General features: G+C 67.4%; 24 protein-coding genes. 15 read left to right on the forward strand and 9 right to left on the reverse strand.

Annotation, left to right across the window (positions count from 1 at the left end; translation table 11 throughout):
- Positions 1–439: 439 nt before the first annotated feature.
- The 7 genes from F1D05_RS35115 (at position 440) to F1D05_RS43325 (ending at position 9,224) form a co-directional block, all read left to right on the forward strand.
- A complete protein-coding gene (locus F1D05_RS35115) occupies positions 440–1,036 on the forward strand; it encodes a TraR/DksA C4-type zinc finger protein (protein WP_185444574.1) in 597 nt (198 codons plus the stop codon).
- Between the two features lie 176 nt (positions 1,037–1,212).
- Positions 1,213–1,731 carry a signal peptidase II gene (gene lspA / locus F1D05_RS35120; protein WP_246486224.1) on the forward strand — a complete coding sequence of 173 codons (519 nt, stop codon included), beginning with the start codon at positions 1,213–1,215 and terminating at the stop codon, positions 1,729–1,731.
- Positions 1,732–1,751: 20 nt separating this feature from the next.
- On the forward strand, positions 1,752–2,660 hold the full coding sequence (locus F1D05_RS35125; RefSeq protein ID WP_185449754.1) for an RluA family pseudouridine synthase: 909 nt from the start codon (positions 1,752–1,754) through the stop codon (positions 2,658–2,660).
- Between the two features lie 188 nt (positions 2,661–2,848).
- Positions 2,849–6,394, forward strand: coding sequence for a DNA polymerase III subunit alpha (dnaE, locus tag F1D05_RS35130; protein ID WP_185444576.1), 3,546 nt, complete (start codon positions 2,849–2,851; stop codon positions 6,392–6,394).
- 46 nt (positions 6,395–6,440) lie between these two features.
- On the forward strand, positions 6,441–7,049 hold the full coding sequence (locus F1D05_RS35135) for a hypothetical protein (protein WP_246486225.1): 609 nt from the start codon (positions 6,441–6,443) through the stop codon (positions 7,047–7,049).
- A gap of 48 nt (positions 7,050–7,097) precedes the next feature.
- Positions 7,098–8,813 (forward strand): DUF3352 domain-containing protein, encoded by a 1,716-nt coding sequence (locus tag F1D05_RS35140; protein ID WP_246486226.1) that lies wholly within the window; start codon positions 7,098–7,100, stop codon positions 8,811–8,813.
- 132 nt (positions 8,814–8,945) lie between these two features.
- Positions 8,946–9,224: a hypothetical protein gene (locus F1D05_RS43325; RefSeq protein ID WP_206685966.1), complete on the forward strand. Its 279-nt coding sequence runs from the start codon at positions 8,946–8,948 to the stop codon at positions 9,222–9,224.
- A gap of 8 nt (positions 9,225–9,232) precedes the next feature.
- On the opposite strand, the gene recQ is transcribed toward F1D05_RS43325, so the two are convergent.
- The gene (recQ, locus tag F1D05_RS35150) at positions 9,233–11,089 is read right to left on the reverse strand and encodes a DNA helicase RecQ (protein ID WP_185444578.1); all 1,857 of its coding nucleotides are present in this window, start codon (positions 11,087–11,089) and stop codon (positions 9,233–9,235) included.
- 138 nt (positions 11,090–11,227) lie between these two features.
- Positions 11,228–12,061: a helix-turn-helix domain-containing protein gene (locus tag F1D05_RS35155; protein ID WP_185444579.1), complete on the reverse strand. Its 834-nt coding sequence runs from the start codon at positions 12,059–12,061 to the stop codon at positions 11,228–11,230.
- Positions 12,062–12,224: 163 nt separating this feature from the next.
- On the opposite strand from F1D05_RS35155, the gene ilvD reads away from it, so the two are divergent.
- Positions 12,225–14,075, forward strand: coding sequence for a dihydroxy-acid dehydratase (ilvD, locus tag F1D05_RS35160; RefSeq protein WP_185444580.1), 1,851 nt, complete (start codon positions 12,225–12,227; stop codon positions 14,073–14,075).
- 1 nt (position 14,076) lies between these two features.
- Here the strand turns inward: ilvD and F1D05_RS35165 are convergent, their stop codons facing one another.
- Genes F1D05_RS35165 through F1D05_RS35175 form a run of 3 tightly spaced genes read right to left on the reverse strand, consistent with a single transcriptional unit; the run spans position 14,077 to position 15,380 of the window.
- On the reverse strand, positions 14,077–14,385 hold the full coding sequence (locus F1D05_RS35165; RefSeq protein ID WP_185444581.1) for a type II toxin-antitoxin system PemK/MazF family toxin: 309 nt from the start codon (positions 14,383–14,385) through the stop codon (positions 14,077–14,079).
- Positions 14,386–14,389: 4 nt separating this feature from the next.
- Positions 14,390–14,662, reverse strand: coding sequence for a ribbon-helix-helix domain-containing protein (locus F1D05_RS35170; protein ID WP_185444582.1), 273 nt, complete (start codon positions 14,660–14,662; stop codon positions 14,390–14,392).
- Between the two features lie 49 nt (positions 14,663–14,711).
- Positions 14,712–15,380 (reverse strand): LON peptidase substrate-binding domain-containing protein, encoded by a 669-nt coding sequence (locus F1D05_RS35175; protein WP_185444583.1) that lies wholly within the window; start codon positions 15,378–15,380, stop codon positions 14,712–14,714.
- A gap of 91 nt (positions 15,381–15,471) precedes the next feature.
- Between F1D05_RS35175 and hisD the strand changes: the two genes are divergently transcribed.
- The 5 genes from hisD to F1D05_RS35200 all read left to right on the forward strand — a co-directional run bounded on the left by hisD (position 15,472) and on the right by F1D05_RS35200 (position 20,153).
- Entirely contained in the window at positions 15,472–16,821 is a 1,350-nt protein-coding gene (hisD, locus tag F1D05_RS35180) for a histidinol dehydrogenase (protein WP_185444584.1), read from the forward strand.
- Positions 16,814–17,932 (forward strand): histidinol-phosphate transaminase, encoded by a 1,119-nt coding sequence (locus F1D05_RS35185; protein ID WP_185444585.1) that lies wholly within the window; start codon positions 16,814–16,816, stop codon positions 17,930–17,932. Before hisD ends, F1D05_RS35185 begins: the two co-directional genes overlap by 8 nt.
- Positions 17,929–18,528 (forward strand): imidazoleglycerol-phosphate dehydratase HisB, encoded by a 600-nt coding sequence (gene hisB, locus F1D05_RS35190; RefSeq protein WP_185444586.1) that lies wholly within the window; start codon positions 17,929–17,931, stop codon positions 18,526–18,528. Before F1D05_RS35185 ends, hisB begins: the two co-directional genes overlap by 4 nt.
- Positions 18,525–19,166, forward strand: a complete 642-nt coding sequence (hisH, locus tag F1D05_RS35195) for an imidazole glycerol phosphate synthase subunit HisH (RefSeq protein WP_185444587.1) — start codon at positions 18,525–18,527, stop codon at positions 19,164–19,166. The genes hisB and hisH overlap by 4 nt, the downstream gene beginning before the upstream one ends.
- 78 nt (positions 19,167–19,244) lie before the next feature.
- Positions 19,245–20,153 (forward strand): alkaline phosphatase PhoX, encoded by a 909-nt coding sequence (locus F1D05_RS35200; protein WP_219732982.1) that lies wholly within the window; start codon positions 19,245–19,247, stop codon positions 20,151–20,153.
- 65 nt (positions 20,154–20,218) lie between these two features.
- Here the strand turns inward: F1D05_RS35200 and F1D05_RS35205 are convergent, their stop codons facing one another.
- Positions 20,219–21,193 (reverse strand): helix-turn-helix transcriptional regulator, encoded by a 975-nt coding sequence (locus tag F1D05_RS35205; RefSeq protein ID WP_185444588.1) that lies wholly within the window; start codon positions 21,191–21,193, stop codon positions 20,219–20,221.
- A 127-nt stretch (positions 21,194–21,320) separates the two neighbouring features.
- On the opposite strand from F1D05_RS35205, the gene F1D05_RS35210 reads away from it, so the two are divergent.
- Complete coding sequence (locus F1D05_RS35210; protein WP_185449756.1) at positions 21,321–21,716, forward strand: RidA family protein; 396 nt, start codon at positions 21,321–21,323, stop codon at positions 21,714–21,716.
- Between the two features lie 43 nt (positions 21,717–21,759).
- A complete protein-coding gene (locus tag F1D05_RS35215) occupies positions 21,760–22,401 on the forward strand; it encodes a DUF488 domain-containing protein (RefSeq protein ID WP_246486945.1) in 642 nt (213 codons plus the stop codon).
- A gap of 48 nt (positions 22,402–22,449) precedes the next feature.
- Here the strand turns inward: F1D05_RS35215 and F1D05_RS35220 are convergent, their stop codons facing one another.
- From F1D05_RS35220 to F1D05_RS35230, 3 genes are read right to left on the reverse strand one after another with little or no spacing between them, the layout of a single operon-like run.
- On the reverse strand, positions 22,450–23,688 hold the full coding sequence (locus F1D05_RS35220; protein WP_185444589.1) for an ATP-grasp domain-containing protein: 1,239 nt from the start codon (positions 23,686–23,688) through the stop codon (positions 22,450–22,452).
- A gap of 9 nt (positions 23,689–23,697) precedes the next feature.
- Entirely contained in the window at positions 23,698–24,993 is a 1,296-nt protein-coding gene (locus F1D05_RS35225; protein WP_185444590.1) for an MFS transporter, read from the reverse strand.
- Entirely contained in the window at positions 24,990–26,249 is a 1,260-nt protein-coding gene (locus tag F1D05_RS35230) for an ATP-grasp domain-containing protein (RefSeq protein ID WP_185444591.1), read from the reverse strand. Before F1D05_RS35230 ends, F1D05_RS35225 begins: the two co-directional genes overlap by 4 nt.
- Between the last annotated feature and the right edge of the window lie 124 nt (positions 26,250–26,373).

Here is a 26,373-nt window from a genome sequence, read left to right on the forward strand (position 1 = left end):
GCCGGCGCTGTCGCCGGGCTCCGCGGTACCACCCTCCTTGGTGACCTGAAGTCACCCACTTCGTTTCGCTCCGCTGCCGGTTCTAGTGAGCCCTCTCAGGCCGTTCTTCCGGCGGCTCCGGGGTGATGGCCCCATCACAGCCTCGCGGTCGCGTGTGAAGTGTACGACTTCGATCTACTCCGCTACGAATCGTTAATGACTGGTCAACCGGGATTTCCTTCGTGACAATTCTGTTGCGGTGACCGCCGGGTGAAGCAAGTGATTGCCTGAACGGGCGTCCGCACTGTGGCCGTGACGCGCGGAACATCGAGCGGACTTGAAGAACCGACTACCGTATGTCCACGGTCTGCGCGTCGGGCTGGCACGTAGCGGTTGCGTGTCCTACTGTCTTGCGACCAGTCCGCTTCAGTCTCCGACGAAGGCAGGGGGTAGTCGAACCATGGCTACATCGGCTCCGAAGAAGTCCGCCCCCCAACGCAAGCCCGCGGCCAAGCAGAGCGCCGCGACGACCACCGAGCCGGCCACGAAGGCTCCGGCCAAGAAGACCCCTGCCAAGCAGACACCTACGAAGAGGGTGGCCATGAAGACGAACGAGAACAGAACCCCGGCGACCGCGCCGGCCAAGTCACCCACGAAGTCGCCCACATCGTTCCGGGTCAAGGACGGCGAGGAGCCGTGGACCGCGGCCGAGGTGGAGGAGCTGCGAGGCGAGCTTGTCGCCGACGCCGCGCACCTGAAGGAAGAGATCCGCGACGCCGAGCAGGAGATCGTCGGACTGCTCCGCGACGGTGGTGACGGGGCCGGCAACGACCAGGCCGACGTCGGTTCGACCACCCTCGAGCGGGACCACGAGATGTCGCTGGCGAACAACGCCCGTGACATGGTGGACCAGATCGAGCGGGCGCTGTCGCGGATGGACGACGGAACGTACGGGGTCTGCGAGAGCTGCGGCCAGGCGATCGGCAAAGGTCGGTTGCAGGCGTTCCCGCGTGCGACACTGTGCGTGTCATGCAAAGAACGCGAAGAACGCCGCTGAGCGGATCAGACCCGTCCCCCCTGCCAGGGGACGCCACAGCTGAAAACCAGACGGAACCGGCCGACCTCGAGTCGGCCGGTTCTCCGTCGTCTCCAGAGCCCGCCCCGACCACACAGGGTGCCGAGCCCGGTACTGCAGACGATGCGCCGCCGTCAGCCGGTGGGCGGTTCAAGTTGGTGGTGTTGTTCGGGGCTGTTGGGTTGCTGGTGCTCGGGCTGGACCAGCTGACCAAGGCTCTGGCGCTGCAGCATCTGACGCCGGGGGAGCCGGTCAACGTGGTGGGCTCGCTGCTCAAGTTCAACCTGATCCGCAACCCGGGCGCCGCGTTCAGTCTCGGCACCAGCTACACGCCGGTGATCAGCGCGATCCAGATCGTCGTCGCGGTCGGCGTGGTCTGGCTGTCGCGCCGGCTCGGCTCGGTCGGCTGGACGATCGCCTTCGGCTTCCTGTTCGGCGGCGCGGTCGGCAACATCGTGGACCGGATCTTCCGCGAGCCGTCGCCGTTCCACGGTCACGTGGTCGACTTCCTGCAGACGCCGCACTGGGCGATCTTCAACGTCGCCGACATGGCCGTCACCTCGGCGGCGATCCTGCTGGTGATCCAGACTCTGCGCGGAATCAAGCTGGACGGCACCAAGGACGTCGGCAAAGCCGGTTCCACGGACGCCGCTACTGCAGAGCAGGCGGACAAGTGAGCGGCGATTCGCGGACGGTGATGGTGCCGGACGGCCTCGCCGGTGAGCGCTTGGACGCGGCTCTGTCACGCTTGTTCGGGGTCTCCCGGACGAAGGCGGCCGAGCTGATCGAGTCCGGCCTGGTCCAGGTCGACGGCGCGGCGGCGATGAAGTCCACCCGCGTGTCGGCCGGGGTGATGCTCGACGTCGAGCTGCCCGCGCCGCCGGGGGAGATCAGGGTCGTACCGGAGACCGTCGAGAACCTGAGGATCGTTCACGACGACGACGAGATCGTGGTCGTCGACAAGCCGGTCGGCGTCGCGGCTCACCCGTCGCCGGGCTGGACCGGACCGACCGTGATCGGGCACCTGGCCGGAGCGGGCTTCAACATCTCCACGAGCGGTGCCGCCGAGCGCAAGGGCATCGTGCACCGGCTCGACGTCGGTACCTCGGGGCTGATGGTGGTGGCGAAGACGGAGTACAGCTACACCGCGCTCAAGCGCGCCTTCAAGGAGCGCACGGTCAAGAAGATCTACCACGCGCTCGTCCAGGGCCACCCGGACCCTTTCACCGGGACCATCGACGCGCCGATCGACCGGCACCCGAACCACGACTACAAGTTCGGCGTCGTGGCCGGTGGCAAGCCGAGCGTGACCCACTACGAGACGCTCGAGGCGTTCCGCTTCGCGACGTTGCTCGAGATCACCCTGGAGACCGGCCGGACGCATCAGATCCGCGTCCACATGGCCGCGATCGGGCACCCGTGCTGTGGGGATCTCACATACGGCGCGGACCCGGTGCTGACCGACCGGCTCAAGCTCAAGCGCCAATGGCTGCACGCCATGCGCCTCGGGTTCGCCCATCCGGGATCGGGCGAGTACGTCGAGTACACCTCGGCGTACCCCGAGGACCTCGACAGCGCCCTCGACCAACTCGCCGACGCGCAGTAGTTCCGGCGTCACAGCGCACCCGTCCGGCCCTCGCCGGACGGGTCGAACTGGTGTGGAAGTGGTGTCGTCCACGACCGGATACCGGGCGGCCTCAGAGCGGCTCGGTGAGGCGATTCAGAGACTGTCCATGGCCCCGCATAGTCTGTCTCCGACCCGCTCACTCACGCCTCTGGGAGGTCTGCGAAGACATGGCGTCCAGCGACAGTTTCGTGCATCTACACGTGCACACCGAGTACTCCATGCTGGACGGCGCCGCCCGGATCGACGAGTTGTTCAAAACCGCCCAGGAGATGGGCCAGCCCGCCATCGCGACCACGGACCACGGCTTCGTGTTCGGGGCGTACGAGTTCTGGAAGACCGCGCAGAAGTACGACGTGAAGCCGATCATCGGCGTCGAGGCGTACCTGACCCCGCACACGCACCGCAGCGAGCGGAAGCGGGTCAAGTGGGGCGACGCGAACAGCGGCCGCGACGACGTATCGGGTAGCGGCGCGTACACGCACATGACGCTGCTGGCGAAGAACACCAGCGGCATGCACAACCTGTTCAGGATGTCGTCGCTGGCCAGTCTCGAGGGCTACTACTTCAAGCCCCGGATGGACCGCGAGCTGCTGCAGACCTACGGCCAGGGCCTGATCGCGACCACCGGCTGTCCGTCCGGTGAGGTGCAGACCCGGCTGCGGCTGGGGCAGTACAAGGAGGCCATCGCGGCGGCCGCCGAGTTCCGCGACATCTTCGGCGCGGAGAACTACTACTGCGAGCTGATGGACCACGGGCTCGGCATCGAGCGGAACGTCCAGGGTGACCTGCTGAAGCTGGCCAAGGAGCTCGGCCTGCCGCTGGTCGCGACGAACGACCTGCACTACACCAAGCCCGAGGACTCGATCGCGCACGCGGCGCTGCTCTGCGTGCAGTCCGGCTCGACGCTGTCCGACCCGAACCGGTTCAAGTTCGACGCGAACGAGTTCTACGTGAAGACCGCGGCCGAGATGCGCGAGGTCTGGAAGGACTACCCGGAGGCCTGCGACAACACGCTGCTGATCGCCGAGCAGTGCGATGTGAGCTTCACCGAGGGCGAGGGCCGGTTCATGCCGCGCTTCCCCTGCCCGGAGGGTCACAACGAGGAGTCCTGGTTCGTCGCCGAGGTCGAGACCGGCCTGCACAAGCGCTATCCCGAAGGGGTGCCCGACCACGTCCGCAAGCAGGCGGAGTACGAGATCGAGGTCATCACCTCGAAGGGGTACGCGGGCTACTTCCTGGTCGTCGCCGACTTCATCAACTGGGCCAAGGCCAACGGCATCCGGGTCGGCCCGGGCCGTGGTTCCGGCGCCGGTTCGATGTGCGCGTACGCGATGCGGATCACCGACCTCGACCCGCTGCGGCACGGCCTGATCTTCGAGCGCTTCCTGAACCCGGAACGTATGTCGATGCCCGACTTCGACATCGACTTCGACGACCGTCGCCGGCCCGAGGTGATCCGCTACGTCACCGAGAAGTACGGCGACGACCGGGTCGCGATGATCGTGACCTACGGCACGATCAAGGCCAAACAGGCGATCAAGGACGCCGGCCGGGTGCTGGACTACCCGTTCGCGATGGGCGACCGGATCACCAAGGCGATGCCGCCCGCGGTGATGGGCAAGGACGTGCCGCTGGCCGGCATCTTCGACCCGCAGCACAAGCGGTACTCCGAGGCCGGCGAGTTCCGCCAGCTGTACGAGTCGGACCAGGATGTCCGCAAGATCGTCGACACCGCCCGCGGCCTGGAGAACCTGAAGCGCCAGTGGGGTGTGCACGCGGCCGGCGTGATCATGTCCAGCGAGCCGCTGATCGACCTGATCCCGATCATGCGCCGCGATCAGGACGGCCAGATCATCACCCAGTTCGACTACCCGAGCTGCGAGACGCTCGGCCTGGTCAAGATGGACTTCCTGGGTCTGCGCAACCTGACGATCATGGACGACGCGGTCAAGAACATCGAGGCCGTGCACGGCTTCACGGTCGACCTCGACGGACTCGGCAACACCCTCGACGACAAGCCCACCTTCGAGCTGCTGGGCCGGGGTGACACCCTCGGCGTCTTCCAGTTCGACGGCGGTCCGATGCGGGCGCTGCTGCGGTTGATGAAGCCGGACAGCTTCGAGGACATCTCCGCGGTCGGCGCGCTGTACCGGCCGGGTCCGATGGGTGCGAACTCGCACACCAACTACGCGCTGCGCAAGAACGGTCAGCAGGAGGTCAGCTACCCGCACCCGGAGCTGGCGCAGGCGCTGGAGCCGATCCTCGGCCCGACGTACGGGCTGATCGTCTACCAGGAGCAGGTGCTCAAGATCGCCCAGGAGCTGGCGGGTTACAGCCTGGGCAAGGCGGACCTGCTCCGTAAGGCGATGGGTAAGAAGAAGAAGGAGGTCCTCGACGCCGAGTACGTCGGCTTCGAGGCCGGCATGATCGACCACGGCTTCAGCGCCGCCTCGATCAAGGCGCTCTGGGATGTCCTGGTCCCGTTCTCCGACTATGCGTTCAACAAGGCGCACTCGGCGGCGTACGGGCTGGTCTCGTACTGGACCGCCTACCTGAAGGCCAACTACCCCGCGGAGTACATGGCCGCTGTCCTGACGTCGGTGAAGGACGACAAGGACAAGATGGCCATCTACCTGAACGAGTGCCGCCGGATGGGCATCAAGGTGCTGCCGCCGGACGTGAACGAGTCCGACTCGAACTTCACCCCGATCGGCACCGACATCCGGTTCGGCCTGTCCGGGATCCGCAACGTCGGCGTCAACGTGGTGGCCGAGATCGTCGCCGCCCGCGAGTCCGAGGGCCGGTTCACCGACTTCGTCGACTTCATCGACAAGGTGTCGCTGCCGGTCTGCAACAAGCGCGTCATCGAGTCGCTGGCCAAGGCCGGTTCGTTCGACTCGATGAACCACGCCCGGCGTGCGGTGGTCGCGGTGCACGAGCAGGCCGTCGACGAGGCGATCGACCTCAAGCGGAACGAGGCGCACGGCCAGTTCGACCTGTTCAGCATGGGCGACGACGATCAGGAAGCCGACGGGAACAGCCGGCTGACGGTGCGGGTGCCGGAGATCGAGGAGTGGGACAAGGCGACCAAGCTCGCGCACGAGCGCGACATGCTCGGTCTGTACGTCTCGGACCACCCGCTGTTCGGCGTCGAGCACGTGCTCACCAACGGCACCGACTGCTCGATCGGTCAGTTGCTCGCCGACGAGGACCGCCCGGACGGCACCCAGGTGACGATCGGTGGTCTGGTCACGGCGGTCCAGCGCAAGGTGAACAAGCGCGGCGACATCTACGCGATCGTCACCATCGAGGACCTCGAAGGTTCGATCGAGGTGATGATGTTCTCCTCGGCGTACCAGCTGTCCGCGCATCTACTCGCCAACGACGCGATCATCTTGATGAAGGGCCGGATCCGGCGGCGCGAGGACCGGGTCGAGCTGAGCGGCTCCGAGGTCTCGGTGCCCGACCTGACCGAGGGGCCGAGTGGTCCGGTGGTGATCACGATGCCGATCAACCGGTGTACGCCGCCGGTCGTCGACCAGTTGCGCGACGTGCTCAAGTCGCATCCGGGGATGACCGAGGTCCAGCTCCGGCTGCAGGCCAGCCGCAAGACGACGGTGATGCGGATCGGCGACCGGTTCCGGGTCACGCCCACCTCGTCGCTGATGGCTGACCTGAAGGCGCTGCTCGGTCCTTCGTGTCTGGCCGGCTGAGCGGGTCGGTCAGCCGGGGTTGGTGGGGATGAGCCACACTGGGCCAGTGAGTCAGCCAGATCAGCCGCAGCCGTATCAGTCTTTCGGTACTCCGTTCGGGGTGCCCCCGGAGCCCGAGCCAGGGCTGCCGTGGGCGAAGGCGATCGCGGTCACCGTGGCGGCGTTCCTGGTCGTCGGTGCGATCGCGGGCTGGGCGTGGCAGCGGTTCGCGCCGCTCGCGCAGTACGCCGTGGACGAGCGTGGTGGGTCACTCGGCGAGGAGCAGATGACCAAGGTCTTCGGACCGGACGGCACCTTCACCGCGATCGGCTTCCTGACCGCGCTGGTTCTCGGCGGCGCCCTGTTCTGGTGGCTGCGCAACTACGGTCCGTGGGCAGTCGGCGTGGTCGCGATCGGGTCTGTACTGGGTGGCGGTGTCGCCTGGGGCGTCGGAATGCTGCTCGGTCACGACCCGCTGCAGCCGCGGCTGGAGAACGCGAAGCCGGGCGACATGCTGGACGCGCCGCTCGAGCTGCACACCTGGACGCCGATCGCGGCCTGGCTGGTCGGTGCCGCGCTGGCGGCGGCCATCATCGCCGCCGCGAGCTGGCGCAGTGAACCGGTTGCAACCACATCGTTGCCTGCCGCGTCAGAAGGGTCGCCGCAGGTGCAATAGCCTGTCTCGGCCCGGTGGTGAGGCCACCGGCGATGTGAGGGGGGACGAATGTCTGACAACACCAACCCGCCGCAGGGTGGTCCGAACCACCCGTACGGCGGTCCGCAGGGCCCGTACCAGGGGCAGCAAGGCCAGCCAGGCTACGGACCTCAGCAGGGCCAGCCAGGTTATGGACCGCAGCCGGGCTATGGGCCGCAGGGGCAGCCTGGGTATGGGCAGCAGCCGGTGCAGGGGAACCCCGGGTCTCTTTGGCCCCAGCAGGGTGCTCCTGACTACCCGCGAGACCCGCAGTACGGACAGGGCGGGCAGCCGCCGTTCGGTGGGCAGCCGCATGTGCAGCAGTGGCAGCCGGAGCCGAAGAAGAAGCGCACCAAGCTGATCCCGCTGGTCGCAGGCGTGGCCGTGGTCGCCGTGATCGCGGGCGGCGGCATCTTCGCCTACGCGAAGCTCACCGGTGGTGACCAGCCGGCCGGCGTGCTGCCGGCCAACTCGGTCGCCTACGCGCGGATCGATCTGAACCCGTCGGCCGGCCAGCGGGTCGCAGCACTGCGGTTCCTGATGAAGTTCCCGTCCGCGAAGGAGCAGATCGGGCTCACCAGCGACCAGGACGACCTGCGGCAGAAGCTGTTCGACCTGATCAAGAAGGACGGCGGCGAGGACCTGGCCGACGTCGACTTCGAGAAGGACATCAAGCCCTGGCTCGGCGATCGCGCCGGCGTGGCCGCCGTCCCGTTCGATGACAAGGTCGAGCCGGTGGTCGCGGTCGAGGTCAAGGACGAGGGCAAGGCCACCAAGGGTCTGGACAAGCTGTTCGCCGACCAGGAGGACGCGCCGAAGCGTGCCTTCGCCGGCGGCTACGTGCTGCTGTCCGACGAGCAGGCCACGCTCGACTCGGCTGTTGCCGCCAGCAAGGGAAATTCGCTGCAGGACAACGACAAGTTCGAGAAGGACATGTCCGCGCTCGGCGAGCAGGGCTTCGCCTCCTTCTGGGCGGACACCAAGGGCCTCGCACTCGCGGCCGGCAAGAAACTGACCGACCAGCAGCGCTCCGCGTTGCCCGAGGGAAGTGCCGCCGCCGTTCTGCGGTTCGACTCGCAGTACGTCGAACTGAAGGGCGTCGTGCACGGCGACCAGAGTCTGAAGGTCAGCAACAAGGACGCCGGCGACGTGATCGGCAAGCTGCCGGACACCACCGCCGGCGCGCTGGCGCTGTCCGACGGCGCGAACCTGGTCAGCACGATCTGGACCCAGCTCGAGAAGTCGTCCGGTCAGGCCGGGATCAACCTCGGTGACCTGACCAAGGACTTCACCGACGAGTACGGCATCGCGCTGCCGGACGACCTGAAGCCGTTGCTGGGCAAGAACCTGGCGATCGCGATCGACAAGGGCTCGGCCGACGCCCCGAAGATCGCGGCCCGGATGGAGACCGACCCGGGTAAGGCCGAGGAGGTCGTCGACAAACTGCTGAACCTGATGCGCAGCAAGACCCCGATGGACATCCCGGTCAAGCGGGCCAAGGACGACGACACCCTGGTGATCGCGACCGACCAGGGCCTACGCCGACGAGGTGCTGAAGGGCGGCAACCTCGGCCAGACCGAGAAGTTCAAGCAGGCGGTGCCGGACACGAAGGGCGCGGTACTCGTGGGGTACGTCGACTTCGAGGCCGTCGGCTCGCTGAGCGGCAAGATCAGCTCCGACAAGAACTACGCCGCACTGAGCTCCGCCGGTTTCAGCACCCGCGTCACCGGCGACGGCGAGGCTGACTTCACCCTCCGAGTCGTAGCCAAGTAACTCCAATCGTTCGATCGGAAGGCCCGGCCGAAGTTGGCCGGGCCTTCCTTGTTGTGCAGTCGCCGGGTAACACCCTGGGGGTATCAGGAGGTGGCGCTCAGCCGGTGTTGTCGCGGCAGATCCGGGCGCGCGAGGACGAACTCAAGGTGCAGTTGTTCGTCCGGGACAAGCGGGCCACTGAGCTGACCTCGGGGTGGAAGACAGTTGCTGGAGGACGCGAGGCCGTTGCTCGCCTCGGCAGGAGCCGCGCAGCGACGGGTCGTGCAGGCGGCGCGCGGTCGCGGATATTCACGATCGGCTTCGGTCGAGTTGCGCGACGGGACCGCCGGCCGGGTGCAGATCGAGGACATCGGCCCGAACCAGGTCTGTCTGGCTGGACCTGACCCAGCCGCTACTCGGCCGCTAGGGCTTCGAGCACTCCTTCGCCGTACTTCGCGAGCTTGTTCTCGCCGACGCCGCTGATCTTGCCGAGTTCGGCGAGGGTGCCGGGGAGGTCGGTGGCGATCTGCCGGAGGGTCGCGTCGTGGAAGATCACGTACGCCGGCACACCCTGCTCCTTGGCGGTCGCGCCGCGCCAGGTGCGGAGGCGTTCGAACACCTCGGTCGCCTCGGGGGAGAGGTCGGCGACGGCCGCCTTCTTCTTGCTCGCGGACGAGGAGCGCGACGACCTGCCGACGCGTTCGGGCTCGCGGCGCATCATCACCTCGCGGCGACGGCTGAGCACCTCGGTGCTGTCGTCGGTGAGTAGCAGGGTGCCGTAGTCACCTTCGACCGTGAGCAGTCGCTGCGCGAGAAGCTGGCGGATCACGCCCCGCCACTCGGTGTCCTTCAGTTCGGTGCCGATACCGAAGACGGTCAGGTCCTCGTGGCGGAACTGCTTCACCTTCTCGGTGGTCTTGCCGAGCAGGATGTCGATCACCTGGCCGGCCCCGAACTTCTGGTTCCGCTCGTGTTGCAGTCGGTAGACGGTGGAGAGCAGTTTCTGCGCGGGGATCGTGCCGTCCCACGACTCGGGTGGCGTCATACAGGTGTCGCAGTTCCCGCAGACCTCGCCGGACTGGCCGAAGTACGCGAGAAGCTGGGTGCGGCGGCACTGGACCGTTTCGCAGAGGGCGAGCATCGCGTCGAGATGGGTGCCGAGGCGGCGGCGATGGGCCGCGTCGCCCTCGGAGGTGTCGATCATCTTGCGTTGCTGGACGACGTCCTGGAGCCCATAGGCCAGCCAGGCTGTCGAAGGAAGCCCGTCGCGGCCGGCTCGGCCGGTCTCCTGGTAGTAGCCCTCGACCGATTTCGGCAGGTCCAGGTGCGCGACGAAACGCACGTCCGGTTTGTCGATGCCCATCCCGAAAGCGATCGTCGCGACCACCACCAGGCCGTCCTCGCGAAGGAAGCGGGACTGGTTCTTCGCGCGGATCCGGCTGTCGAGACCCGCGTGGTACGGAACGGCCTCGATGCCGTTCTGGGTCAGGAACGTCGCGGTCTTCTCCACGCTGTTGCGCGACAGGCAGTAGACGATGCCCGCGTCGCCCGCGTGCTCAGTACGGAGCAGGTCGAGGAGTTGTCGCTGCGGGCTGTCCTTGGAGACGATCCGGTACTGGATGTTCGGCCGGTCGAAGCTGGCGACGAAGTGCTTCGCCTCGGTGAGATTCAGGCGGGTCGCGATCTCGCGGTGGGTGGCCTCGGTCGCGGTGGCCGTCAACGCGATCCGCGGGACGTCCGGCCAGCGCTCGTGCAACTCCGACAGCATCAGGTAGTCCGGCCGGAAATCGTGCCCCCATTGGGACACACAGTGCGCCTCGTCGATCGCGAACAACGAGATCTTGCCCTGGTCGAGCAGTCGCGTCGTCGCCTCGACCCGGAGCCGCTCGGGCGCCAGGTAGAGCAGATCGAGCTCGCCGGACAGGAAGGCCTGCTCGACCTCGCGACGCTGCTCGTAGTCCTGGGTGGAGTTGAGGAATCCGGCTCGTACGCCGAGGGCCGTCAACGCGTCGACCTGGTCCTGCATCAGCGCGATCAGCGGCGAGATCACCACGCCGACACCGGATCGAACCAGAGCCGGGATCTGGTAACACAGCGACTTGCCACCACCGGTGGGCATCAGGACGAGCGCGTCTCCACCGGCGACAACAGTGTCGATGATCTCCTGCTGCTCGCCGCGGAACGTGTCGTACCCGAAGACTCTGTGCAGCACCTGCGCAGCTTCACTCGCAGGGTTGGCAGAATCTTCCGGGAACTCAGCAGCAGCCACCCAGCGATTCTACGGAAGTCGCGACCTCACTGTTGGGCCCCTGTGGATGACTCGCCGCTACAGGTGCCGACACTCCACAGATTCCCCTCCGAATCGGCGACCGTGAACCCCCGCGACCCGTAGCCGCCTCCATGGCCCTTAGCCTGCCGCCGAGGTGAGTTCCTGGTCTTGAACGAATGGGAGTTCCTCGGCCATCCATTGCCGCGGCGAACACCCGGCCAGGGCCTGCCACTCGCGCGTGAGGTGCGCCTGATCGGCGTACCCGAGCTCGGCCGCGAGGTCGGCCAGCCTGGTTCGTGGTCTTCGCTTCAGCAGCGAGACCGCTTGCTCGAACCGCAGGATCCGGGCCGCGACCTTGGGTGGCAGCCCGTACTCCGCGCGGAACCGCTCGCTCAGATGCCGCCGGCTCCACCCGACTTCCCGCGCCAACTCCTGTACGCCGACGCCGCCGGCCGTCTCGCACAACCGCCGCCAGGCCCAGCTGAGCTCGGCGCGTGGCTCCGGTGCAGGCTCGTCGCTCCACGCCTCGAGGAACAGCTGCTCCAAGATGTCGAACCGCTGCTCCCAGTCCGATACGGACCGAAGGCGGTCGCTGAGCTCGAGCGCCGTACGGCCGACAAGCTCGTCGAGGTTGACGGTGGTCGCCGCAAGCTCGCCGGCCGGAAGGCCGAACAGGGCGCGCGATCCGGCCGGGGTGAGCGCGAGTTGCATCCCCGAGCGGTTCGGCGAGCCGCCGATCCGGACTGCGCTGGAATGCAGCCCGCTGGCCAGCGAGCTGAACTTCTCCACCGGCTCGTCGGCGAAGGCGAGACCCAGCGGCTCGTCCAGAGTGATCACGATCGTCAGGTACTGCGATGGCAGACCGCGATGCAGCTCCGGCGGCTCACCCAGGTACGCATACCCGATGAGGTCGCCGAGGTACCCGCGCAAGGCAGGGTGCGCCCGCCGCTCGTGATACTCGAACCCCACCATCTGCCCAGGCTAGATCGCCCGGCCGACAATTGACCTCAGCACGGCTGCGGGGCCCAGGTGGACGACTTCGGCGAACCAGCATCCGGGACCGGCGTTTCGGCATCTGGACGATCGGTGGCACCATACAAGGAGCTTTTTCGATCAGACTTCTGGAGAGATCGCCGTGCCCGAACTGAGGTCCCGTACCGTCACCCATGGCCGCAACATGGCGGGCGCCCGCGCACTTATGCAGGCTTCCGGCGTCGCCAGAGAGGACTTCGGCAAGCCGATCATCGCCGTAGCGAACAGCTTCACCGAGTTCGTTCCCGGTCATACGCATCTGCAGCCGGTCGGCCGGATCGTGTCCGAGGCGGTTCACGCGGCCGGTGGGATCCCGCGCGAGTTCAACACGATCGCGGTCGACGACGGCATCGCGATGGGCCACGGCGGGATGCTCTACAGCCTGCCGTCGCGCGACCTGATCGCCGACTCGGTCGAGTACATGGTCCAGGCGCACTGCGCCGACGCGCTGGTCTGCATCTCGAACTGCGACAAGATCACCCCGGGCATGCTGATGGCGGCGCTCCGGCTGAACATCCCGACCGTGTTCGTCTCCGGCGGCCCGATGGAGGCCGGCCGGGCGACCTTGGTCGACGGGACCGTACGCAAGCTCGACCTGATCGACGCGATGTCCGAGGCCGTCAACGAGAACGTCTCCGATGCGGACATCCTGCGGATCGAGGAGAACGCCTGTCCGACCTGCGGTTCGTGCTCGGGCATGTTCACCGCGAACTCGATGAACTGCCTGGCCGAGGCGATCGGCTTGGCGCTGCCCGGCAACGGCTCGGTGCTCGCGACCCACACCGCCCGCAAGGCCCTGTACGAGAATGCCGGCCGGACGGTCGTGGACATCACCAAGCGGTACTACGACCAGGACGACGAGACCGTGTTGCCGCGGACCGTCGCCTCCCGCGCCGCGTTCGAGAACGCGATGGCGCTCGACATCGCGATGGGCGGCTCGACGAACACGATCCTGCACCTGCTGGCCGCGGCCCAGGAGGCGGAGGTCGACTTCGACCTGGACGACATCAACGCCGTCTCCCGGCGGGTCCCGTGTCTGGCGAAGGTCGCGCCGAACGTGGCCCCGGGCGGCACGTACTACATGGAGGACGTCCACCGGGCAGGCGGCATCCCTGCGATCCTGGGTGAGCTGTACCGAGCCGGCCTGCTGAACGAGGACATCTACACGGTGCACAGCGGCTCGATCGACGAGTGGCTGAAGAACTGGGACGTGCGCAGTGGGTCGCCGTCGGCCGAGGCCGTTGAGCTGTGGCACGCGGCACCCGGCTGTCAGCGTTCGGCGACCGCGTTCTCGCAGTCCGAGCGCTGGGACACCCTCGACACGGACGCGGCCGGCGGTTGCATTCGCGACCTCGAGCACGCGTACTCCGTGGACGGCGGACTCGCGGTGCTGAAGGGCAACCTGGCCGTTGATGGGTGTGTGGTGAAGACAGCCGGTGTCGACGAGTCGATCTGGACCTTCGAGGGACCGGCTGTCGTGTGTGAGTCGCAGGAAGAGGCGGTGGAGAAGATCCTCGCCAAGGCGGTCAAGCCGGGCGACGTCGTCGTGATCCGTTACGAAGGGCCGAAGGGTGGGCCGGGGATGCAGGAGATGCTCTACCCGACCTCGTTCCTGAAGGGTCGCGGGCTGGGCAAGGTCTGCGCGCTGGTGACCGACGGGCGATTCTCTGGCGGTACGTCGGGGCTGTCGATCGGTCACGCGTCACCGGAAGCGGCTTCGGGCGGGACCATCGCGCTGGTCGAGGACGGCGACCGGATCCGGATCGACATCCCGGGCCGCTCGATCGAACTGCTGGTCTCCGAGGAGGAACTGGCGGCCCGGCGTACGGCGCTGGATGGCGTCTACAAGCCGAAGGCTCGCGAGCGGCAGGTTTCCCAGGCCCTCCGCGCGTATGCGGCGATGGCGACCAGCGCCGACAAGGGCGCAGTACGGGATGTCAGCCTCCTCGGCTGATCTACTGCTCGGCTTCGAGGTCGAAGGCGAGGGTGATCGCCTCGGCCAGGGCTGGTTCCTGGTCGGGGAAGAGGTAGCCGATCAGGCGGCCGAGCTGGACCTTCGGGATGGTCTGGATGTTGTCGCAGCTGACCGCGCTGGGATGGTCGAGCCCGTTGCGGGTGCCGACCAGCACCTCGGTGGACAGGCCGCGAATCGTGCTGGTGATCGGCGCGACGGTCACGTTGGTGAGGCGCGGGCGGATCAGTTCGCGAGTGAGTACGACCACCGGCCGCGGCTTGTCCAGCCGGGCGATGTGGATGGGACGCATCGATTCAGTCGAGGTCCGAGAGCACCGTCGTACCGGCTGGTCGCTCGAGATCCGACAAGGCTGTCCCGGCAGCGGCGTCGGCGAGACCCTCTAGATCGGGGTAGTCCCCGTGCTCGCTGAGAATCGCCAGATCACGTGCGGCCAACTCCCGGCGCCGCTCACGCTCCATCGCCCGAGCGACCACCGACGCCCGGCTCGCAGCCTTGTTGTCCCCGACGAGCTGGTCCATGAACTCCACCAACTCATCCGGCAACCGCACAGTGATCTGCTTACTCATACCAAAACCATACCACTACGGGATTCACCCCAAACCCTCGTTCACCGGGCTAGTTGGGCGACATGTCGGACCAGGCCAGGTCTATGGCCGGGATGGACGGGAGCGCCTTTATCGCAGCCATCTCCGTGTCCAGCAGGCCGACCAGTTGGGCCAACCGCGTGGTGGTGTCTTCGGCTTCCAGGAGCTTCTGGCGGTCGGGCGTCATCAGGGTCATGGCGGCCGACATCAGGTACGACAGGGTGCTCGGGTCGTCCGGCAAGGCGCCGATGTGCAGGCCGGGCTGGCTGATGTCGGTGATGGCCGCGGCGTACCGGCGGAAGCGCTGGACCGCGATGTTCGCCGTACCGAGGGGGTCGTCGCCCGGCTCCTCGGCGAGCCACTCGACGTCGGCGACCAGGTAGTCGCCCTCGGTGTCCAGCTCGGCGACCTTGAAGCGGCGGTTGCCGGTCAGGGTGATCTCGACCGGGCCGTCGTCGTCGGCGTCCAGGGTGATCTCGGAGATGGTCGCGGCGCAGCCGGTGCCGTAGAGCGAGCGGAAGACCCGGTCGCCGAGCTCGTAGCCGTCCCGTACCGCGACCGCGCCGCAGACGAGTTCGCCGCCGTTCTCGACCAGGTCGCGGATCACCGCGCGGCCCTGGACGTCGGTCACGGGGATGGGAAGCACCAGCCCGGGAAAGATCACCGTATCGACGGTGAGGAGGGGCAGGCGGGAATCCATACAGCGAGCCTAATGGCAACAGCAGAGAGCCGTGGTCCGCGCAGTAGACGGCGCGCGGGGGAGCGCGGGGGCGACCACTAGACTGGGGCCCATGATTCGCCGCGTCGACCTGCGGGGCCGAGTGGCAGCCGGAGAGGTTCTCGACCTCCAAGCCGTCCACGAGCTAGTCCCCCGAGCCCTACTGGACGTCGAGGCCGCCCTCGACGTCGTCCGACCGATCTGCCTGGACGTCCGTCATCGGGGTCTGGAAGCGATCAAGGAGTACGGCGAGAAGTTCGACCATGTGCGGGTGGAAGACCTGCGGGTCCCGGCCGAGGCGCTGAAGACCGCGCTGGAGGAGCTCGACCCGGCCGTGCGGTCGGCGTTCGAGGAATCGATCCGCCGGGTTCGCGAGGTGAGCGAGGACGAGCGCGGTGCCGATGTCGTGTCGGAGCCGGCGCCGGGTGGTCGCGTCACGCAACGGCTGGTGCCGGTGCAGCGCGTCGGGCTGTACGTGCCGGGTGGGCGTGCGCCGCTCGCCTCCAGCGTCGTGATGAACGTCGTACCGGCGCAGGTGGCCGGCGTCCAGTCGCTTGCTGTTGCCTCGCCGCCGCAAAAGGACTTCGGGGGCCTTCCGCACCCGACTGTGCTCGCCGTCTGCGCGATGCTCGGGATCGAGGAGGTGTACGCGATGGGCGGCTCGCAGGCGATCGCCGGGTTCGCGTACGGCTTCGAGGGCTGCCGCAAGGTCAACCTGATCACCGGTCCGGGCAACATCTACGTGGTCGCGGCCAAGCGGTTCGTGCAGAGCGAGGTCGGGATCGACTCCGAGGCCGGCCCGACCGAGATCGCCGTACTGGCTGATGACACCGCGGACGCCGCTCACGTCGCGGCCGACCTGATCAGCCAGGCCGAGCACGACCCGATGGCTGCCAGCGTGCTGGTGACTCCGAGCGAGGCGCTGGCGACAGCCGTCGAGGCCGAGTTGCCGAAGCAGGTCGCGAAGACCAAGCACCGGGAGCGGGTCGAGGAAGCACTCGGCGGGCAGCAGTCGGCCGTAGTACTGGTCGATGATCTTGATCAGGGCACTGCTGTGGTGGACGCGTACGCCGCCGAGCACCTGGAGATCCAGACGGTCGATGCCGAGGAGCGGGCCGCGTTGATCAGCAACGCCGGCGCGATCTTCGTCGGCGGTTGGTCGCCGGTCTCGCTGGGCGACTACTGCGCGGGGTCGAACCACGTCCTGCCCACGGCCGGTTGCGCGTGCCACTCGTCCGGTCTTTCTGTCCGTAGCTTCCTGAAGGCTGTGCACGTGATCAACTACAGCCGGCAGGCGCTCGCCGAGGTCGCCCAGCACGTCGTGAACCTCGCGCACGCGGAGGACCTGCCGGGTCACGCCGCCGCCGTCACCGCCCGCTTCCCAGAAGCGCCGGCCGCGACCTCGGAGCCGGCCAATGGCTGACTTCGACGGGTTGCCGATCCGGGACGAGCTGAAGAGCTTCGAGCCGTACGGCGCGCCGCAACTCGACGTACCGATCCTCCTCAACGTCAACGAGAACCCGTACCCGCCGAGCGAGGCGACCGTCGCGGACATCACCGCGTCGGTGGCCGAGGCAGCACGCGGGCTCAACCGCTACCCGGACCGCGAGTTCCTCGCCCTGCGCGCCGACCTCGCGGCGTACCTGGGCCGTGAGTCCGGAGCGCGACTGGTCGCCGAGCAGGTGTGGGCGGCCAACGGCTCCAACGAGGTGATGCTGCACCTGCTGCAGGCGTTCGGGGGACCAGGCCGTACCGCGTTGTCGTTCGCGCCCACCTACTCGATGTACCCGGAGTACGCGCGGGACACGAACACCGGCTGGGTCGTCGGGCGCCGGTCGCACGACTTCACGCTCGACCCGAGCAAGGCGCTCGCCGCGATCTCGCGGCACCGGCCGTCCGTAGTACTGCTCGCATCGCCGAACAACCCGACCGGTACGGCGTTGCCGATCGACCTGGTGGAGGCGGTGGCCGCCCGGACGAAGGCGATCGGTTCGGTCCTGGTGGTGGACGAGGCGTATGCGGAGTTCCGCCGGGCCGGTACGCCGAGCGCGGTCACGTTGCTGCCGTCGTACGGGAATCTGGCGGTCGCCCGGACGATGTCGAAGGCGTTCGCCCTGGCCGGCGGGCGCGTCGGTTATCTTGCCGCTAGCAAGCAATTGGTGGACGCGTTGCGGATCGTGCGGCTGCCGTATCACCTGTCCGCGGTGACCCAGGCGGTCGCGCGGGCGGCGCTGCGGCACTCGGACGAGCTGCTCGGCCGGGTCGACCAGCTCCGGGTGGAGCGGGACGAGACGGTGGAATGGCTGCGGGCGCAGGGTTTGCGCGCGGTCGATTCCGACGCGAACTTCGTGCTGTTCGGCACCTTCGCCGACCGGCACGCGGTCTGGCAGTCGCTGCTGGACGACGGTGTGCTGATCCGGGAGACCGGACCGGACGGCTGGCTGCGGGTGTCGATCGGCACCGGCGCTGAGATGGCCGCGTTCCGGGCGTCGCTGGAGAAGGTACTCAAGACAGAGGCAGGAAGGGTTTCATGAGCAGGACAGCCCGGATCGATCGGGAGACGAGCGAGTCGAAGGTGCTCGTCGAGCTCGACCTGGACGGCACCGGCCGCGCCGACATCACCACCGGCGTCGGCTTCTACGACCACATGCTGAACGCGCTGGCCAAGCACGCGCTGCTGGACCTGCACGTGAACACGGTCGGCGATCTCGAGATCGACGCGCACCACACCGTCGAGGACACTGCGATCGGCATCGGCCAGGCACTGAAGGAGGCGCTCGGCGACAAGCGCGGCATCCGGCGCTTCGGCGACGCGACCGTGCCGCTGGACGAGGCGCTCGTGCACTGCACGGTCGACCTGTCCGGCCGTCCGTACTGCGTGCACACCGGCGAGCCCGACGGCCAGGTGTACGCGATCATCGGTGGCGACTACGCCGGATCGCTGACCCAGCACGTCTTCGAGACGCTCGCGTTCAACGCGGCCATCTGCATCCACATCCGGGTGCTGTCCGGGCGCGACCCGCACCACATCGTCGAGGCGCAGTTCAAGGCCTTCGCGCGGGCGCTGCGGGACGCGGCCGAGCTGGATCCGCGTCAGCCGGGCATCCCGTCGACCAAGGGCGCTCTGTGAGCCCGAAGGTCGTCCTGCTCGACTACGGCTCCGGCAACATCCGCTCGGGGGAGCGCGCCCTGCAACGCGTCGGCGCCGACGTGACGGTCACGTCGTCCTTCGACGAGGCCGTGAACGCCGACGGCCTGCTGGTGCCGGGCGTCGGCGCTTTCGAGGCCTGTATGACGGGTCTGCGCGCCGTCCGAGGCGACGTCATCGTCGATCGCAGGCTCACCGCCAGCCGCCCGGTGCTCGGGATCTGCGTGGGCATGCAGATTCTGTTCTCCCGCGGAATCGAGCACGGCGTCGAGACCGAAGGCTGCGACCAATGGCCTGGTGTCGTCGAGCGGCTCCAGCCCGCGGGCGGCGAGCCGGTCCCGCACATGGGCTGGAACACGGTGGACGTGCCGTCGGGGAGCGCGCTCTTCGACGGCATCGAGAAGGAACGCTTCTACTTCGTCCACTCGTACGGCGTCCGCGAATGGGAACTGGTCGAGACCCGCGCCTCGGTGACCCCGGCCGTCACCTGGACGACCTACGGCTCGGACCGCTTCGTCGCAGCAGTCGAGAACGGCCCCCTCACCGCAACCCAGTTCCACCCCGAGAAGTCCGGCGATGCCGGCGCAGAACTCCTCTCCAACTGGGTCCGCTCGCTCTAGGCACCAACCCGCAGTACGGGCGGTTTCTGACACTCGTTCTCTTGCCGTGCTGCCGCTGCTGGGGTCGCAGTCAGCGTGGTGGGTTCCGTCGAGGCCCTCTTCACAGCGGAGCCGGCGCTCGGTACGTCCGGTCCGAAGGTCGGCTACGGCCCGATGATCCCCGACCCGGCCGGCATGCTCGACCTGCCGCATGGATTCAGCTACAAGATTGTCTCCAGGGAGGGCGTCGTTCGTCCTGACGGTCTGCAGACGCCGTCCCGGTTCGACGGGATGGGCACCTTCCCCGACCGCCATGGCGGTAACCGCCTGGTCCGCAACCACGAGTGCAGCCCGACCGCGACGATCAAGGTGGTCGCGCGGAAACCGAGCTCAGGGCCGGCGACAGCGGCTACACCAAGGATCACGGCTTCATCTTCGAGGTCGACCCGTACGACGACCGCCGCAACAATCACCCGACCCGCTGACGGCGATGGGCAGGTTCCAGCACGAGGCGGTTACAAACTCGAAGGCTGCTGGTGGGGCCAGTTGGACCGCTGCGTGTACTTCGTGTCGTCGTTCGCGCGCACCGAACTCGGCCCGAAGGTCGACCACGACGGCCAGGTCTGGCGCTTCGACCCGCGCGAGAAGACGCTGAAGCAGATGGTCATCTTCACCCGGCCGAAGCCCGGCTCGGACGACCCCGAGTTCGATGCCCCTGACAACATCACCATGTCGCCGTACGGCGGGCTGATGATGTGCGAGGACGGTCTCGGCGAACAGCACATCCTCGGCACCACCGAGGACGGCCAGGTCTTCAAATTCGCCGCAACCGGGTCAACAACGGGACCCCCGAAGACCCGGAGTACGGCGAACTGGCGGGCGCCGGCTTCTCCGCCGACGGCCGCACCATGTTCTTCAACGTCTACACGCCAGGTATCACCTACGCCGTCACCGGTCCCTGGCGCCGCCGCCGCTAGTACTACTTCCTCACCTCGGGCCCAAGCCTGAGGTGAGGAAGCCTCCGTGCTCATCGCGGTAGGAGCTGTCTACCGCGCTCCGCCGTGCGGCGGCTCTCAGGACGAGGCTTCGTAGCGGGTGGCGATCTCGGCAGCGCGGTTGCGCAGGGAGGTGCGCAACCATTGCGGGGCCAGGGCTTCTGCGCTCGTGGCGAGCTGCCATAGCGCCCATTCGGCGTGCCGTGAGTCCTGGAAGGTCACCTCCATCCGCAGCCAGCCGTCTGCGTCGACCTCCTCGGAGCGGACGGCCAGCGCAGTACCCATCAGGTCTTCCCGTCGCGCCGGGTTCAGTCGTACGAGCACGGCGACCTGGTCGTCGCCGGCCCGGAACCGCGTACTGCGTTCCTGCCAGGCCCTATCCAGATCGACCTGGTCCGGTCGCTGCGCGGGTTCGTCAAGTTCCTCGGCCGCCAGTACCCGCGACAATCGGTACGTCCGGTCCTCGCCAGATCTCGTGGCCAGCAAATAGCCCTGGTCGCGAACGATGACCAGGCCGATCGGGTCCACCGTGCGCCACTTCGGGGTCTGGTCCACAGCCGCGTAGTGGATCCGCAGCTTGTGTCCGGCGAAGACTGCGCTCCGGACCTGGGCCACTACGGCGCTGGGTGCCTCGTCGGCGACGACGCGGCGCGAGAGGAGGTCAGTCTCCGGGTCGATGAGCAGTCGCTGCACCGCGCCGGCCGCGGTGTCCCGATTGCCTTCGGGGAGTGCGTCGACCACCTTGAGCATGGCCGAAGCGAGCGCCGAGCCGAGGCCGAACGCCTGCGCACCGCGCCGCGATCCGGCAACCAGCAGCGCGAGCGCCTCGTCATGGTTCAGACCGGTGAGCTCTGTCTGGAATCCGGGCAGCAATGCGAACCCGCCGTGCCGGCCGCGTTCGGCGTAAACCGGGACGCCGGCTGCGGACAACGCTTCTATGTCGCGCAGCACGGTGCGGGTGGACACCTCCAGCTCGCGGGCCAGGGTGTCCGAGGACAGCTGACCGCGCTGGCGCAACAGCAGTACCAGCGAGACCAACCGGTCGGCGCGCATACGAAAACTCTACTGGAATACACGACACAGGGTGTCGTGATTCGTTGGCAGGCTGTTCGCGAGGAGCGGCTACCAAGCCGATGGATGTATGTACTTGTCGACGAATCGGATGGAGCTTGCTGTGGCAATGGAGCGAACGACGGTCAACCCGTGGACGTGGTCGGTGGAGCTGGGCTACAACCAGGGCGAGATCGTCTCCGGCCAGACCCGGACCCTGTACTGCGCCGGCCAGACCGCGATGAACGGCGAGGGCAAGCCCGAGCATGACGGTGACATGGCGGCCCAGTTGGCGCTGAGCCTAGACAACCTGGAGGCCATCCTCGGCGAGGCAGGCATGTCCCTCGCGAACCTCGTCCGGCTCAACGTCTACACCACCGACGTCGATCTACTCTTCCAGCACTATGGCGTACCGGCCTCACGCTTGGGCGCCGCCGGAGTGGCCCCGACCAGCACGATGCTCGGGGTGACCCGGCTGGCGATCCCCACCCTGATGGTCGAACTCGAGGGCACAGCCGTCGCATGATGCGCCCGAGCAGCAGGCAGACAGGTGATCTCCGGTGCTGAGGATGGTGACGATCGGCGTCTACGACTGCGACCCCGACTCGTTCCTGCAGGCGCTGCGGGACGCCGACGTCCGCCTGCTGCTCGACATACGCCAGCGCCGGGGCGTGCGCGGATCGGAGTACGCCTGGGCTAACTCCCGCCGGCTGCAGTCGGCGCTCGCCGATGCGGGGATCGCCTATGAACACCACCCGGAACTCGCCCCGACCACTGAGTTGCGCGAGGTCCAGTACGTCGAGGACGACCGCCAGGGCGTCGGCAAGCGCACGCGTCGCGAGCTTGCGGCCGAATTCACCCGCCGCTACACCACGGAGATCCTCGACCGCGCCGACCTCACACCGATCGTGTCGGCGCTGACGAGCAGTGGAACTGCAGCGCTGCTCCTGCGTCGAACGCGACCCCGAGGCTTGCCACCGCTCGCTGATCGCTCAGCGACTAGCCGAGCAGCACCACGTCACGATCGAGCACCTGCGCCCGTTGTGACGCATAGCGGTGGGCCGCACCGCCAGCACTCACCAAGCACTGTACGGCGGCGGATCTCCCGCCTGAGAGGACCCGGCCGCCTGACGGTGGGCGGTTTGGTGAGTGCTGGCGGTCCGCGCCAACTCGGTCGCGGCGATCGGAGGCTTCCGCGAAGCGGGTCGTAGTACACCCCGGGCACGGACGTTCGGGGGAACGTCCGTGCCCGGGACGGATCAGGGGGTGTCGATGACTATTGCGGCCTCCATTTCGAGGACTCGTTGGTAGTCGTCGTCGAGGGTGGCTGCGTCGCTGTGGATGAGGATCACCCAGGCCAGGCAGGTGAAGAGGTCGACCGTTTCGGGGACGATCGCGTCCTCTTCGTGCAGGATCTTCATCCAGTGGAAGGATTTCAGCGACTCGACGTCGGCGAAGACCTCGCGGTTGCGGAAGTAGCCTTCCCGTACGGCGGAGATGAAGATGCCGCGCAGGTGTTGCACCAGATCGAAGCTGTCTCGCACCTCACCCCGCACCCGATGCGCGACCGTCCGCTTGATGTGGTTGTCCCCGGTAGCCAACTCGCTGACCATCTGGTGACCACCACCGGCCGGCCGGGCCGCGACCTCGATCAGCCGGGGCCCATCGGCCGTCATCATCACCTCGGAGTGACCACAGCCGACGCGAATACCAACGGCATCCAATACCTGCTGCGTATAAGGCCACAACGCCAGTACTTCGGGGTCGTCCGCCGCGAGGAAGTCGATCCGGTGATAGATGCCGATCTTGTCGCCGCGACTCACCTTCGTGTAGCGGCAGACGTCGACGAGCGAGTGCACCCCGTCAACCGAATAGCTGTCGACCAGATACTCGGTACCGTCGGCATACTCCTGGATCAGGACCGCGTCGTTGGTGAGACCCATCTTGTTGGTCCGGCCGAGTACCTGGTCGAAGCGTTCCCGCCAGTTGCCGCCTTCGAAGACGATGTAGACCTCGTCGCCGGCGGCGCTCTTCGGCGGCTTGATCACCAGCCGTTTGCCGAGCAGGTCGTTCTCCTTCAGCCAGGTCTCGGCCTCGGCCGGGTCCGACGTCAGGAACTGCCGGAGCCGCGGAACACCTGCGGCAGAAAGCGCCTGGGCCATCTGCCACTTGTCGCGCCGCGCTGAGGCCAGCGAAGGAACGTTGCCGGTGCCGGGCACCAAAATCTCGGTGAGCTGGTCACAGAGCTCGACCCCACTCTCCGCCCCCGCCACCAAGTACTCCGGCGAGTAGACCCGCAACTCCGAAGCCAGTGCCTCGACGTCACCGGTGAAATAGTGCACGTGCTCGAAGTCGTCCGGGTGCCAGCTGGTCGTGTAGGCCGGTGGTGGTTCCAGGCCACTCAGTACTGCGACCGGCACCTGCCCGGCCTCCTTGAAGGCTGCCGGATATTCCTGCCCCGTGGACAACGGGTCCACGATGATCGTGTAGTTCGACATGAGGTCCTCCTACGAGCTCTCGCTCGGCAACGGCTCGCTGGCCGGGGTGATGTCCACTGCTGGTTCCTCTGCGGCTGTGGCTGCTCCGCTGGACATCCCGAAGTACGCGAAGACGATGCCGATCGCGCCGGCCACGCCGCACCAGACCCAGACCCGGGTACCGGCGTTGTTCCAGACCCACACACCGAGAAAAGGTCCCAGCGCGGAACCGAGGCCGAACATGGCATGCGCGGATCCGACGTACCGGCCGAGCAGTTTCGGGCGTTCTGCTGCGGCCATGCCCGGGTAGGCGAACATGGTCGGCCCGGCGATGATCTCCGCCAGCGTCCACAACAGCGTGCCGATCACGAAGATCGCGATGCCGCCCGGCAGGGCGTAGAACGCGAGTCCGCCACCGAGCAGGACGAAACCGATGATCGCGACGATCCGGGCCGGCCAGTGCTGGACCACCTTGGTGACCAGCAACTCGCAGGTGATCACGATGAAGCCGTTCAACGCGACGACCGCACTGAACCACCAGGTGGAAAAGCCTTCCGACTTCATGTGCAGCGGAAGGACCGCCAGGTACTGCATGTAGATCGCCGCGTTGATGAACATGCACGCCAGGAACAGCACGTACTTGTAGTCGCGCAGTACTGCGAGGTACCCGCCCTTCGGCTCGGCCGCGACCGAGTCGTCGACCGTGTCCGCGACCTCCGCCGTCTTGCGTCCAGGCAGCGCGATGATCGCCACTGCCGCGTACGCCAGCGCCGCAAGGGCTTCACCGATGAACAGCAGGTTCCACGAGATCGCGACCAGGGCCGCACCGATCAGCGGAGCTGCCGTCGTACCGAGGTTCATCGCCAGCCGGTAGACCGCGAAGATCATCACCTGACGATTCTTCGGTGTCAGCTCGGTCAGCAGGGCAGCCGAAGCCGGCCGGTAGAACTGCCCGACCGCGCCGGCCAGCGCGACCACCACAAGCACGGTCGCGTAGTTGGGCACGTAGGCGATCGCGAGGACGAAGCCCGCCATGCCGAACATGCTGATCATCACCGCGGCTCGCGGCCCGACCTTGTCCGACAGTGAGCCGCCGATGATCAGGCCGATCACCGAGCCGCCGCCGTAGATGCCCAGCGCCGTACCGGCCTGGACCTCGCTGAATCCCTTCGAGGTGGTCAGGAACAGCACCAGGAAGACCTGCAGGAACCAGCCGAGCTTGTTCACGAAGACGCCGACGAGCAGCGCCTTCACCGGCAGTGGCGCTTCCCGGATCGTCGACCAGATGCCCGTGCTCTCAGCCGAAGGGGCAGAGGCTGCGGTCATGACGACGACTCCTTCTGATGCCCTGACCAGCTCAGTGCCTTCTCGGCGGCGTCCAGTCCGGCCCGGCAGTCGTCCAGCGAGGTCGCCACCGCGGTCACATAAGCGATCCGTCCCCAGAGCGTGCCTTCCGGCGGGGGACTGGTGGTCGTCCCCGGCTCCATCAGTACGACGAGTTGGTCGATGGTCGCGGGCAGACCGGCCTCGTCGAACGCGACCGAGTCCAGCACGGTGTCGTTCTCGTCCACGTAGAAGAAGCGGACGCCACCGACCATCGCGCGATCCGGCACCAGCTCCGGGGTCCGGCCGCACGCCACCGCCGCGGCCGCGAGCCCCGGGTCGGCCCCGGTCGCCTGCAGACCGAGGTACGGGATCATGTCGCCGCCGATCCGGGCGTTGATCTCGATCACCTTCGGCCCGTCGGCCGTGATCATGATCTCTGTGTGCGTGACGCCGTCGCTGAACCCGATCGCGGCATGCGCGTCGACCAGCACCTTCATCAGCTCGTGGTCGGCGAGCAAGGGATCGGCCGCGTCGACGAAGTGCCCGACCTCCTCCGCGTACGGCGGGTAGCCGAGCTCCTTGCGGGCCAGGCAGAACGGCGTCACCTGGCCGTGGAAGATCGCCGAGTCGATGCTGATCTCGTACCCGTCGGCGAACTCCTCGACCAGCACCTTGACGTCGTAGTGCGGCGCCTCGGGCACGGTCGTGTCGTGCGCGAACTCCCAGTTGTCCTTCAGCTCCTCGGCCGAGTTCACCTTGACCACACCGAGGCTGGCGGCCAGCGCGCGCGGCTTCAGGATCACCGGGTAGCCGAGCTTGTCGGCCGTGACGAGCGCCTCGTCCACGGTGTCGACCAGGATCGACTGCGGCTGTGGGACGCCTCGCTCGGCGAGCGCAGTACGGGTGAGGTGTTTGTCCCGGCAGCGGTTGACCATGTCAACGTCGCCGCCCGGGAGGCCGAGCGTTTCGGCCACGTGGGCGGTCTGCAGGATGCGGGCCTCGTCCCAGCAGAGCACACCGTCGATCGGCTGGTCCGCGTGAAGCTTCTTCGCCGCGACGACCAGCGCCTCGGCGTCGAGCGTGCTCTCCAGCACGGTCCAGCCGTCGATGTACTCCTTCTCCCACGACGGTTCCGAGTGCAGGAACATGTGGATCCGGTACTGCGGGGCGATGGATCGCAGGATGTACTCGCGGAACAGGCGCATCCCGGTCGCCACCACCAGCAGGTGCGGTCGGTCGATCGGTTCGTCAGTCATCTCAGACCTCCCGGATTGGTGCCGGGATCTGCTCGATGTACGAGACCCCCGTGCTGCCGTCGTTGCGGCGGAAATGGTCGGCGATCCGGATGTTGCCGCGGATGTCGTACGCCGGGATGCTGTG

The sequence above is a fragment of the Kribbella qitaiheensis genome (genome assembly GCF_014217565.1).
In the GTDB taxonomy this organism is placed as follows: domain Bacteria; phylum Actinomycetota; class Actinomycetes; order Propionibacteriales; family Kribbellaceae; genus Kribbella; species Kribbella qitaiheensis_A.